Genomic DNA, 12705 nt, shown 5'->3' with positions numbered 1-12705 from the left:
TATGATTAAAATGTTAAGACTGTTCATAATATATAATTAATATAGAGCCGATATATGAATTGATAATATAGTAATAAATCTAGCCATGGGGGTTAATTAAGTTATGTGGACTGCTGTTTATGTAGTAGAGGGAGTAGAAGAAGCGAAAATTATTCAAAGAAGATTAGAAGAAGAGGGATTTTTAGTTAAATTAAAGATTTTTTCAAAGGACTCAAATGGAATATTATATACCATATTGGCTCCAGAATTTGAAGCCTATGAAATACATAAGGTACTAGTAGATTTAGGTTATTAAAATTTAAAATATACACAAATATATGATTTTTTTATATTAATGGGATAGATTTCGACCAGCTAGAATATGGGAGGTAATATTAATGAAAAAGATAGGAATATTAACTAGTGGTGGAGATGCACCAGGAATGAATGCGGCTATAAGAGCAGTAGTCAGAACGGGGATATATAATAAAGCTGAAGTAATGGGAATAAAAGAAGGTTATAAGGGCCTCATAAATGGATATATAGAAGAAATGAATCTATCATCTGTAGCAGATATAATACATAAAGGTGGAACAATATTAAGAACTGCGAGAAGTGATGAATTCAAAACAGAAGATGGTAAGAAAAAAGCTCTTGATATGTTAAAAAAGTTTAAGATAGATGGTTTAGTAGTTATTGGAGGAGATGGATCTCTTAAAGGAGCACAATCACTAAGTGATTTAGGCATACCTACTATTGGAATACCAGGAACAATAGATAATGATTTAGGATATACGGAATATACTATTGGTTTTGATACAGCAATTAATACAGTTCTAGATGCAATAAGTAAAATAAGAGATACTTCAACATCACATGGTAGAGCGAATATAATAGAAGTTATGGGAAGAAATTGTGGAGATATAGCGCTACATGCAGGACTTGCCGGAGGTGCAGAAAGTATTATAGTTCCAGAAGAAGGACTAAATATAGAAAATGTATGTAAAAAATTAATACAAGGGAAAAATAGGGGAAAGCTACATAGTATAATTATGCTTGCAGAAGGAGTAGGAAAAAGAAGTCCATATGAGTTAGGTAATGATATAGAAAAAAATACAGGCATAGAAACTAGGGTAACTATATTAGGTCATCTTCAAAGAGGAGGAAGTCCTACAGCTATGGATAGAATAATAGCTAGTAAGATGGGAGCTAAAGCGGTAGGACTATTATTAAGAGGTGCAAAATCAAGAACAGTAGGAATAAGAGAAAATAAAGTAATAGATATGGACATAGATGAAGCTCTTTGCATTGAAAAGGTTTTTGATCATGCAACTTACAATCTAACAAAAATACTTTCAATTTAGAGGTGGATTTGAATATGAAAAAAACAAAAATAGTTTGTACCATTGGACCTGCATCAGAAAGTGAATCAATATTAGAAAAACTAATGGTCAGTGGAATGAATGTAACCCGACTTAATTTTTCACATGGAAAACATGAAGAACATCAGGCGAGAATAGATACTATAAAAAAAGTAAGAGAAAAGCTTGACTTACCAGTAGCTATAATGTTGGATACAAAAGGACCTGAGATAAGAACTAGAGATTTTGAAAATGGCTGTGTGGAACTACAAGATGGTCAAGAGTTTACACTAACTACAAGAGAGATAATGGGAAATGAGAACATATGTAGTATAACATATGAAGGGTTACCAGAAGATATAAGTGCAGGAGATAAGATATTAATTGATGATGGACTAATAGAATTAGAAGTAGAAGAAATTATAGATAATACAGATATAAAATGTATAGTTAGAAATGGTGGTCCAGTTAAAAATCACAAGGGAGTAAATGCACCTGGAGTAAAAATAAATCTTCCTTCAACAACAAATAAGGATGTGGAAGATATAATATTTGGAATTAAAAATGAAGTAGATTTTATAGCTGCTTCATTCATAAGAAAAGCTTCAGATGTTATATCAATAAGAAAAGTTCTAGAAGATAATGATGGAGATAATATTCAGATTATATCTAAAATAGAAAATCGTGAGGGTGTAGAAAATATAGATGAAATAATAGAATTTTCCGATGGAATAATGGTAGCTAGAGGAGACTTAGGAGTAGAGATACCAGCTGAGGAAGTACCTTTAGTTCAAAAAATGATAATAAAGAAATGTAATGAATTAGGAAAGCCAGTAATAACAGCTACTCAAATGTTGGATTCTATGATAAGAAATCCAAGACCAACTAGGGCTGAGGTTACAGATGTTGCTAATGCTATATTAGATGGAACAGATTCTATCATGCTATCAGGAGAAGCTGCAATAGGTAAATATCCTGTAGAAGCAGTTAAAACTATGACAAATATAGCATTAAAGATAGAAGAGTCTATTAATTATTCGGAGCTTCTAAGAAGTAAATCAATAGGTAAAGATACAACAGTAACTAATGCAATAAGCCATGCTACTTGTGGAACAGCTCAAGACTTAGGAGCATCTGCTATAGTAACACCAACTTCTTCAGGATATACGGCAAGAGCAATTTCAAAATTTAGACCAAAATCACCAATTGTAGCTACAACTCCTAAAAAAGACGTAATGAGAAAATTAGCTATAGTTTGGGGAGTGTATCCAATACTATCAGAGAGTGCAGATACTACAGATGATCTTATAGATCTATCAGTTGAGTGTGCATTAGAAAAAGGATATGTAAAACAAGGAGATTTAGTAGTAATTACAGCAGGAATACCTGTAGGAGTTTCTGGAAGTACTAACTTAATAAAAGTTCATATAGTAGGAGAAATTATAATAAAAGGAACTGGCATAGGTTACAAATCTGCTAATGGAAAAGTTTGTTTAGCTTTAAATATAGAAGACTTACAAAATAAGTTTGAAGAGGGAGATATTTTAGTATCAATAAGTACAGATAAAGAGTTAACAAAATATATAGAAAAAGCAGGAGCAGTGATTACTGAAGAGGGCGGACTTACTTCACATGCTGCAATAGTAGGATTAAACCTAGGAAAACCAGTTATCGTAGGAGCAAAGGGAGCAACTGAAGAATTAAAAGATGGAGAAATAGTAACAGTAGATACTGTTAGAGGAGTAGTATACAAAGGAGAAACAAAAGTATTATAAAAAGAAACCTCTTTATCACATATTGATAGAGAGGTTTTTTGATATTCTTGGACTTTTATAGACATAATAAAGTTATATTGTTATTAAAAAATTTGATAAAATACTTTTAAAGTTAACGCAAGGGGGAAAAGATATGATAAATGAAACTTTAATTAGAGTAAGATATGCAGAAACAGATCAAATGGGAGTAGTCTATCATTCAAACTACTTTATATGGTTTGAAATAGGAAGAACTGAATTTTTTAGGACACTAGGTATGGAATATAAAGAGCTAGAAATGAGAGAAATATTAGTTCCAGTAGTAGATGTAGGATGTAAATATAAGATATCAGCTAAATATGATGATGAATTAATTATAAAAACAAGGTTAAAAGAATTGACTTCTGTAAAGCTAAAATTTGAATATGAAATAGTGAGAAAAAAAGATGAATCACTTTTAGCAACAGGGTATACAATACATGCTTTCGTATCTAAAGAATTAAGGCCAGTAAACTTTAAAAAGAAGTATAGAGATATTTGGGATAAATTAGACCAAAATATCAAGGAGGAATAAATATAAGATGTTATTTAAGCTGTTACTAGTTTTTACTATTGTACCATTAGTAGAACTAGCGTTATTAATAAAACTAGCACAGGTAACAGACATAAGAACTACAATTGCTATAGTATTAGTTACTGGACTTGCAGGGGCTTATTTAGCAAGAACTGAAGGAACCTTAATACTATATAAGATAAAACAAGAATTAAATGAAGGTAGAATTCCAGGAACTGAACTTATCAATGGATTATGTGTTATAGTAGGTAGTGCTTTACTTATAACTCCAGGTATTATAAGTGATATTGTAGGAATTACATTAGCTCTACCTATTACTAGAAGATTTTATGGTAAAATAATAAAAAAAGTATTTTCAAACATGATAAGAAAAGGTACAGTAGGTTACTATTTTAAAAGGTGGAAGTAAAATATATATAGTATGAATTTAATACTCAGTTTCAAAATATGACTAAACAATATTTAACGTCTATTATAAAATGGAAAGATATTATTGTTCAATCTAAATTACCACCATAAATTTTAAGACGGTGGTAATTTTATTTTAACTAGAATCAGAACTAATTTTTATTACAAGTTAATATTTATATTGGATTGTATTGATATATGTAATTTTTAGTAATATGATAAGTCTATATAAATAAAAAAATATCAGAACTAAAAATTTTATAGAATTATTCATAAAGAAGTTAATTTTTAATTATACTACCAGCCTAGTTTTATTTATTGCTATATTTTTTTGTTTATTATTGTTTTAATGGTGTATTAAATAATTTAATAAAAGCTATATAGAAGGAGGGGTATATGTCAATCAATAATAAATTTTTAAAACGTGTAAAATATTTTGAAAAGAAAGAGTCAAAATACAAAAAATTGTATGATTTTATTAGTACTTTGAGATTAGTTACTATAATTTTAGCATTAGCACTTACTTATGTCTTCATAAAAGTAGAACGTTCGCCTTATATTTCCTACGGTATGATTTCTTCATATGCATTATTTATATTTCTTATAATAAAACATGCTAATATATCATCGAAACTTAAGAGAGCAAAATGCATGATTGCTATTAATCAAAAATATATTGATAGAATGAATAATAAATGGGTGGATTTTAGTGATAGTGGAGAAGAAAATTTAGATGCGGATTATCCTTACTTAGAAGATTTAGATATATTTGGCAAGGAATCATTATTTCAATTGATAAATACAACAAATACATTCTATGGTAGGAAAAAGCTAATAAGATTACTAAAGAAGCCAGAAAAAAATATTGAAGATATATTAGAGCGACAAGAGGCAGTAAAAGAACTATCGGAAAAAATTGATTTTTGCCAAGAGCTGGATTACTATGGTCAATGCAGAGAAAAAAGTATGCAAGACCCGACAGGATTGTTAAATTATTACGAGAATTCTAGTAAAGTTATAAAGACACAATGGATAAAAGGCATAATATATATATTACCTATAATAACGATACTTACATTTTTCCTAGTAATAAGTTTAAAAATGTATCAGTTTTCATATTTGCTCTTATTTTTTGCAATATTACATATAGTCGTTTGTATAATAGGTTTTTTTAAGATATCGCCTATTCTAAACTCGTTACACAAGTTTAAAAATGATTTAGAATCATATGCCAATATATTAGCTTTAATAGAAAAAGAGAAATTTAATAGTAATTATTTAAAAAAATTAAAATCAGATTTATTTTGTAAAGATGGATCAGCTTCTAAATCAATAAAAAAATTAAACAAAACTGTTGATATGATTGATTTAAGATATAATGCTATTCTCTATGGTATTTTAAATATTATTTTACTGTGGGATTATAGATGCTTGTTTTCTTTAGAAAAATGGAAAGATAGCTATGGACGATTAGTAAGAAAGTGGACGGAAGTAATAGCAGAATTTGAAAGTGTTTCTAGTTTAGCAGTACTATTACAAATAAATCCTAAATGGACTTTCCCAAAATTCACAACACAAAACACAATGTTTTCTGCTGAAGAAATGGGTCATCCACTAATTGATGATGAAAGTCGTGTATGTAATGATGTGAACATAAAAAACAACATTTTTATTGTAACAGGTTCAAATATGTCTGGTAAGACTACATTTCTTAGAACAATAGGAGTAAACTTAATTTTGGCATATGCTGGAGCACCTGTTTGCTCTAAAGACCTTAAGTGTTCTATTATGGACATATTTACATCTATGAGAATAAGCGATAATTTAAACGAAGGTTTATCAACATTTTATGCTGAACTTATTAGAATAAAAATGATAATTGAACATTTACCTAAAAGGCGACCAATGATATTTCTTATTGATGAGATATTTAGAGGTACTAATTCTAAAGATAGAATTATTGGGGCTAAAAATGTTATAAAACATTTAAGTCGGGATTGGGTAATTGGATTAATGTCAACACATGATTTTGAGTTATGTGATTTAGAAAATAGAGATAAAATAAAGAACTACCATTTTTCAGAAAGCTATAGCGATGGTCAAATAGGTTTTGACTATAAGTTAAGAGAAGGCCGTTCGTATACTACAAATGCAAGGTATCTTATGAAAATGGTAGGTATTGAAATAACCGAATAGAAGTTATCTAATAAAAGTTAATTGTAATTATATACTTACTTTAGTAGCAAAAAACAATATTTATTGATATATTATTTCTAAAAATAAAATAAAAATAGTTTTTTATGATAAAATAATAGAAAAAGATATAATAGGTTTCTATTTTAAAAGGTAGAAATAAAGTTATGTAGAATATATAATAGATATAATCTGAACTTAAAATTAAAGTACGCCATGTATAGAATTATCATATATGGTATAAAATGTATAGTATGACACAAAAAATTAAGGGAAAACTGATTCTATTTAGGCATACCTATGAGGTATGCTCTTTTTTTGAAATAATTTAAGAAATACTATTATAAAATTATGTCTCATTATCATTGAAAAATATAACATATTAGATTATATTAAATTATTGTATAGTGACATATATAATATTTTATTAATTTTATTTATATATCTGATATATATTTACTAGATATAATATGAAGAAAGCTCAATGAAAGGAGTCTTTAAATGGATTTACCTGTGAAGAAAGATGATGTAGTTGATATAGAAATAATAGATATGAGTCACGAGGGACTTGGAGTAGGAAAAATAGATGGATTCACTATATTTATAAATGACGGGATAGTAGGAGATAAAGGAAAAGCAAAAATAACTAAAGTAAAGAAAAACTTTGCTGAAGGAAAAATGCTAGATATATATGAACCTTCAATACACAGAATAGAATCAAAATGTAAGATATCACATTTATGTGGAGGATGTCAGTTTCAAGAACTAGACTATAATAAACAATTAGAAATAAAGACAAATAAAGTTATTAATGATATAAGAAAAATTGCTAAACTAGAGGATACTGTAGTTCATCCTACAATAGGAATGGATAGTCCTTTTAGATATAGAAATAAAGGACAAGTTCCTGTAGGAATATATAATGATAAAACAATGATAGGATTCTATAAAAAAGGAAGTCATGAAATAGTAGATACAAAAAGTTGTATAATACAACATGAATTAAATGATAAAGTAATTGAAATAGTAAAAGAATTCATGGAAAAGTATGATGTAAAAGGGTATGATAAAAGAACTAATAAGGGAGTTATAAGACACATACTAACTAAAGTATCATTTAGAACAAATGACCTTATGATTATAATAGTTACAAATACTAAGAAAATACCATATAAAGATGAACTCATAGATACTTTAACAAGTAAAATACCAAATATAAAAAGTATAGTTCAAAATATAAATACTAAAAAGACAAATTTAGTAATGGGAGAAAAGAATATAACTATATACGGAGAAGATAAGATAATAGACTATATAGGGGATTTAAAATTTAAAATATCTCCACAATCGTTTTTTCAAGTTAATCCTATTCAAACAGAAGTGCTATATAATAAAGCACTTGAGTATGCAGATCTAAAAGGAAATGAAACTGTATTTGATATATATTGTGGTATAGGAACTATATCACTATTCTTATCTAAGAAGGCTAAGAAGGTATATGGAATAGAAGTAGTAGAACAAGCTATTAAAGATGCTAGAGAGAATGCAAAGCTTAATAATATAGAGAATGTAGAGTTGTATGATGGGACAGCAGAGGACATATTTCCAAAACTATATGACAAAGGAATAAAGGCTGATGTAGTTGTACTTGATCCACCTAGAAAGGGCTGCGATGAATTAGTACTAGATACTATAGTAAAAATGCAACCAAAGAAAGTTGTATATGTATCATGTAACCCTTCAACACTTGCTAGGGATTTGAAGTACCTTAGTGAGAATGGGTATAAGGCTTTGGAGGTTCAGCCTGTGGATATGTTTCCGGGGACTAGTCATGTGGAGTGCGTGGTATTGATGTCAAGGATTGATAAATAAGGCTATTCAAAACACTGATAAATAAAGGGTTTCCGAGATTGGAAGATTTTCTGCCAGTTGTTCGGCAGTTACTTTTAACCTCGAAAATCCTTATTTTTATTTATTGAGGAAACAAGTCGACTGCAAAAATGTGCGTAGAGTTGAGTTGACAGATTAGATAAATTCGTAGGGTTGTGGAGATAGAATAGATGAATATTGATACAAAATCATTACCTTAGGTAATTAAAAGTCCTATTTTGTAAAATTGTCAATATATATTTCTTTTTTGTAAATATATATTGACAATAACATAAAGAAGTGATATGCTTACAACAAGATTAAATGGAGGTAAAATGTATGGAGTTAAATATTATTATCAATCAAGATTGTTTAAAAGGAATGAAAACCCTTAAAGACAATATAGTTGATTTGATTATAGCAGATCCGCCTTATAATTTATCAAAAGGTGGCGAGTGGAAATGGGATAATAGTGTAAAACTTGCAGGCATGGGTGGCAATTGGAACAAGGTTATGGAAAGTTGGGACAATATGTCTTTATCGGAGTACTTTGCCTTTACAATTACTTGGCTAACTGAAGCGCAAAGAATTCTAAAACCAACTGGTTCTATGTGGATTTTTGGTACATATCACAACATTGGAATTATAAATGTAGTTTGTCAACTTCTTAATATAGAAATTATTAACGAAGTTATTTGGTACAAGCGTAATGCCTTTCCTAATTTAGCTGGTAGGCGATTAACTGCTAGCCACGAAACCATATTATGGTGTAATAAAGGCGGTAAAAAGCGTGAGTATTATTTTGACTATGAATATTCTAAAAATGGTAATTTTGATTACGATTCTTTAAAGCAGCCTGGAAAACAGATGAGAACTGTATGGGATATATCTAATAACAAAGAGAAACGTGAATTAGAATATGGGAAACATCCTACCCAAAAGCCTCTAAGGATTCTTAAAAGAATGATTCAACTTTCATCAAGAGAAGGAGATATTATGCTAACACCCTTTTCAGGAGCTGGGAGTGAATGTTTAGCAGCTAAGGAACTGGGTCGAAACTATGTAGGGTATGAAGTTGACCCTCATTATGTAGATATTGCACATAAAAGATTGGAACATGCTATGTTAAATAATCAAATGAATATTTTTGATAGTATTAACAAAGGTGAAGAATAATGAAAAAGTATATAGCTGATGAGAAAAAGATAAGGAAAACCATGATTGATAAAAATATAAAAACAATAAATGAGCTTTCAAGACTCTCAGGGGTTTCAAAACCAAAAATATACGAATTTCTCAATGGAAAAACACCGTTGCAGACTACATTTGTTAGATTAGCAGAGTTTCTAGAAGCTGATCCAAATGAATTAATTGTTGAGGTAGAAGAAGATGAATATTAAGCCAGTTATTAAATGGAGTGGAAGCAAACGCAGTCAAGCTTTTGAAATAGTTAATAAAATTCCAAAACATAATAAATATTTCGAGCCCTTTTTAGGGGGCGGTTCTATAATGTATGCTTTGAATCCTAGTAACGCTATATGCTCAGATATTTGTGAACCTTTAATAAAATTATGGGATGTTATCAAGAAAGACCCTATTGGTTTGGCAGATTATTATCGTGAACAATGGGAAAGGATGCAAGAGGAAGGTTATCAGGTCTATTATGAAATAAGAGATGAATTTAATAGTTCATTCTCTCCGTATAATTTGTTATTTTTATCACGTACATGTGTTAATGGATTAATTCGATTTAACAGTAATGGTCAATTTAACAATTCATTACATTACTCAAGGAAAGGAATTAACCCAGAAACCCTTAGAAAGATTATCTTAGACTGGTCGAGTCGTATACAAATGGTAACCTTTAAAGCATGTGATTATAAAGAGGCTACAAAAGAAGCAAGTGAAGGCGACTTTATTTATCTTGATCCCCCGTATTTTAACACAAAGGGCCGTTATTATAATCTATCCACAATCGATTTTGATGAGTTTTTTGATTATCTAAAAGAGCTTAATAATCGCGGAGTTAAGTGGGCGTTGTCTTTTGATGGAAAAACTACTAATAAGGATTATAGTGTGCAGCTACCAGATAATCTATATGTTAACCACTATTATTTACACGCAGGAAAATCAGCGTTTAAAAAAGTAATGGATAAGCAGAGCAATACGGTCTATGAATCATTGTATACAAATTATTAAAAAAAGAGGCGCCTATTAAGTGCGCCTTCTTTCCTTATAAAAAAGTACAAGTAATTCCTATGTTGTTTGGGTGTGATAGTATTAATTCTTTTAATTGTGTATATACGGAGTTGTCAGGCATATAGTTTATAATTTTAATGTTCCAGCCAATTTCTTTAGGGCTTAGTGCAAATATTAAGTCACATGCAGATAATCTATGAATATGATCGTAATCTTCTGATCCAGAATCAATAAATGCAGCCACAGAAACAATCTTACATGAGTTAAGAGAAATTTTCCTACTAGAAATTGACCAGTCACCATTAAGATTTTTCTCACAGCTGGGAATAAACGTAGATAAATATTTAATGTATTGTTTTAGCTGAGTTCCTACATTAGGTTCTAAATCAAAGGATCTATCCTTAGACTCAATCGACAAAATTATAGAATTATCGTCATAAGGGTTAAGTTGCAATACATGGTCTGGTCTTTTTCCATTAATTTCACCACTAACTCGTGGTAGGGATACCCATCTATATTCACATTGATTGACAATAACAGAGAGACCGCTCCAATCGCCTCCAGGTGGATTGCATAAACCTTCAAAACATTTAGTAGAAGGCAAACTGGTAAACAACATATGAATTGTAGAATCTACATCATCTTCATGTATACTATTAGGAATAGGTGAAACAACATCTGAAAAAATAACCTCTTTAGCTGATAAAGCTGTACACTGTTGTTTATACGTGCGATTAGTTCTAAAAAGTGTTGCATTTCCTTTTTCATTTAGTATTGGGACATCAAGTAATAGATAGTCGCTTAATCCTAAAAAAACATTCCAAAAACCGTTTACTCGTGCAACTGCACTTGGATTGTTTTTAATCTGCTCGATACGGGTAGCGTTCATAGGCCCATAAATTAAAGTCAATATTCTGGCATGTTCTGACGTTAGCATAGCCAAGAACGGTAGCAAGCCACGATCAGGTCGATTATCATCCCCTCTAGGTTTGAAGCCTTTAATAAGGCAAATTAGAAGATCCTGATTATCTTCTAAAATTGTTTGAGCGTCATTTTGACTAATTGGATAAAGTGAAATTAATTCTTTAATAAAGTTAGGTTTTTTAGTTGCTGGAACAATTCCAAATGGCAAATCCTTGCAGGATATTCCGTAAGCATATTTTTTTGATAATTTAACAAACTCACTAAGTTTTCCTGACATAGACTTTCCTGCAATTTTCTTGCTAAATTCCCATTTCTTTTCCTTGGATAGCTCTATAACAGTTGTTTCACCTTTATAAATACGTTTCCAGTCGTCGGGTTTGAAATAATATTGTCCATTGGTATGTATCGAGAAATAGTTTACCATTCTTAAGTTTTTATCAAGTAGAGATTTCTCGTATTTGGTAGTATCATACCCTAGCATCAAGTTTATTAAATAATCTGCAATGTCGTCTTCTGAGAAAATTGATTCATCAAAATTTTTTAGTAAAGGATTGCTTTCATCAAATTCCTCCGATTTAACAAACGCTTGGGCTCCAAATACATTTTCTTGTCTTGTGTTGTTAATGTAACTGTAAGGTATAGCAGGATTTGGTGTCCTTATTGCTTTTCTTTTTCTTGTCGTGGAATCCAGTTCATATTTCACAAAATCAACAATATAAAGATAAGGACAACCTGTTCTAATAGTTGAATATGCTCGTCCACTGCGTTGCCAAGCTTGATTCCCGGCTTGTAGAGCACTACAAAATTCAATGGCACACAATATTTTTTCTTTTTGTTCCTCAGAGCTAACTTGAGTTATAATAGCATCTGGTGTTTCATCTAAAAAACTACCTGCTGTCTTTAATGAATCAAAAATATTATTATTCCAGCGTCTACGATTAGATTTATTAAAACCCGGATGATAAATAAGTCTCCATTGAAATTTAGACTTATTGTAAATAAAAGTAACATTTATTTGGATTGATGCTTGCGAAATAAATTGTTTATTTATATCAATGATATTAATCCTACGAGATATAAAATTAAAAATACGTTCACATTCAACAATATTATCTCCATGAATTTTGAATGTTTGAATCTGCATTTTACTTCCTCCTCTCTTTCATTAAGTCTACAATCAATTTTCTCCGCTGCTTACTTGAATGAATCAGATGTGTTGTAGCTATTAATCTATTGCAGCAAGTTCCACTAATTACACTAAGATAATTAATCATATTCATTGAATCTCCTTTCTATTTTGATAGATTACAATTTGAAGTCTTTGTTGCCCATTACAAATGTGCCATGTACCAAATTCTATGTAGTATCTATGTAGTATCGATTTTGCGATGTTATAACCGAATCAGTAATATACATATTCAATGATCATAAATTGACCATGGAA

Annotated in this window: 11 protein-coding genes; 10 read left to right on the top strand and 1 reads right to left on the bottom strand. The window is 29.9% G+C overall.

Going from position 1 to position 12705, the window contains the following annotated elements:
- Positions 1-103 precede the first annotated feature (103 nt).
- The 10 genes from CLPU_RS05780 (at position 104) to CLPU_RS05735 (ending at position 10337) form a co-directional block, all read left to right on the top strand.
- On the top strand, positions 104-295 hold the full coding sequence (locus CLPU_RS05780) for a hypothetical protein (RefSeq protein ID WP_050354703.1): 192 nt from the start codon (positions 104-106) through the stop codon (positions 293-295).
- A gap of 82 nt (positions 296-377) precedes the next feature.
- Positions 378-1343 (top strand): 6-phosphofructokinase, encoded by a 966-nt coding sequence (gene pfkA / locus CLPU_RS05775; protein WP_050354702.1) that lies wholly within the window; start codon positions 378-380, stop codon positions 1341-1343.
- Between the two features lie 14 nt (positions 1344-1357).
- Entirely contained in the window at positions 1358-3115 is a 1758-nt protein-coding gene (gene pyk, locus CLPU_RS05770) for a pyruvate kinase (protein ID WP_050354701.1), read from the top strand.
- Between the two features lie 133 nt (positions 3116-3248).
- Positions 3249-3668 carry an acyl-CoA thioesterase gene (locus CLPU_RS05765; RefSeq protein ID WP_050354700.1) on the top strand — a complete coding sequence of 140 codons (420 nt, stop codon included), beginning with the start codon at positions 3249-3251 and terminating at the stop codon, positions 3666-3668.
- Positions 3669-3675: 7 nt separating this feature from the next.
- Complete coding sequence (locus CLPU_RS05760; RefSeq protein WP_050354699.1) at positions 3676-4077, top strand: FxsA family protein; 402 nt, start codon at positions 3676-3678, stop codon at positions 4075-4077.
- Between the two features lie 395 nt (positions 4078-4472).
- Positions 4473-6272 (top strand): MutS family DNA mismatch repair protein, encoded by a 1800-nt coding sequence (locus tag CLPU_RS05755; protein ID WP_050354698.1) that lies wholly within the window; start codon positions 4473-4475, stop codon positions 6270-6272.
- A 498-nt stretch (positions 6273-6770) separates the two neighbouring features.
- Entirely contained in the window at positions 6771-8141 is a 1371-nt protein-coding gene (gene rlmD / locus CLPU_RS05750) for a 23S rRNA (uracil(1939)-C(5))-methyltransferase RlmD (protein WP_050354697.1), read from the top strand.
- A 321-nt stretch (positions 8142-8462) separates the two neighbouring features.
- Complete coding sequence (locus tag CLPU_RS05745; protein WP_200898504.1) at positions 8463-9314, top strand: DNA-methyltransferase; 852 nt, start codon at positions 8463-8465, stop codon at positions 9312-9314.
- Positions 9314-9538 (top strand): helix-turn-helix domain-containing protein, encoded by a 225-nt coding sequence (locus tag CLPU_RS05740; protein WP_050354695.1) that lies wholly within the window; start codon positions 9314-9316, stop codon positions 9536-9538. The genes CLPU_RS05745 and CLPU_RS05740 overlap by 1 nt, the downstream gene beginning before the upstream one ends.
- Positions 9528-10337, top strand: coding sequence for a DNA adenine methylase (locus CLPU_RS05735; protein ID WP_050354694.1), 810 nt, complete (start codon positions 9528-9530; stop codon positions 10335-10337). Before CLPU_RS05740 ends, CLPU_RS05735 begins: the two co-directional genes overlap by 11 nt.
- 34 nt (positions 10338-10371) lie before the next feature.
- Here CLPU_RS05735 and CLPU_RS05730 read toward each other — a convergent pair whose 3' ends face one another.
- Entirely contained in the window at positions 10372-12405 is a 2034-nt protein-coding gene (locus tag CLPU_RS05730; RefSeq protein ID WP_050354693.1) for a hypothetical protein, read from the bottom strand.
- Positions 12406-12705 lie beyond the last annotated feature (300 nt).

It is taken from the genome of Gottschalkia purinilytica (assembly GCF_001190785.1).
Lineage (GTDB): Bacteria > Bacillota > Clostridia > Tissierellales > Gottschalkiaceae > Gottschalkia_A > Gottschalkia_A purinilytica.
Note: the sequence above shows the minus strand (reverse complement) of the source record. Positions and strands in the feature narration are given on the sequence as shown.

Bases quoted from the DNA above. Each gene is read 5' to 3' on its own strand.
- CLPU_RS05780 (WP_050354703.1), top strand. From the start codon at position 104: ATGTGGACTGCTGTTTATGTAGTAGAGGGAGTAGAAGAAGCGAAAATT.
- pfkA (WP_050354702.1), top strand. From the start codon at position 378: ATGAAAAAGATAGGAATATTAACTAGTGGTGGAGATGCACCAGGAATG.
- pyk (WP_050354701.1), top strand. From the start codon at position 1,358: ATGAAAAAAACAAAAATAGTTTGTACCATTGGACCTGCATCAGAAAGT.
- CLPU_RS05765 (WP_050354700.1), top strand. From the start codon at position 3,249: ATGATAAATGAAACTTTAATTAGAGTAAGATATGCAGAAACAGATCAA.
- CLPU_RS05760 (WP_050354699.1), top strand. From the start codon at position 3,676: ATGTTATTTAAGCTGTTACTAGTTTTTACTATTGTACCATTAGTAGAA.
- CLPU_RS05755 (WP_050354698.1), top strand. From the start codon at position 4,473: ATGTCAATCAATAATAAATTTTTAAAACGTGTAAAATATTTTGAAAAG.
- rlmD (WP_050354697.1), top strand. From the start codon at position 6,771: ATGGATTTACCTGTGAAGAAAGATGATGTAGTTGATATAGAAATAATA.
- CLPU_RS05745 (WP_200898504.1), top strand. From the start codon at position 8,463: ATGGAGGTAAAATGTATGGAGTTAAATATTATTATCAATCAAGATTGT.
- CLPU_RS05740 (WP_050354695.1), top strand. From the start codon at position 9,314: ATGAAAAAGTATATAGCTGATGAGAAAAAGATAAGGAAAACCATGATT.
- CLPU_RS05735 (WP_050354694.1), top strand. From the start codon at position 9,528: ATGAATATTAAGCCAGTTATTAAATGGAGTGGAAGCAAACGCAGTCAA.
- CLPU_RS05730 (WP_050354693.1), bottom strand. From the start codon at position 12,405: ATGCAGATTCAAACATTCAAAATTCATGGAGATAATATTGTTGAATGT.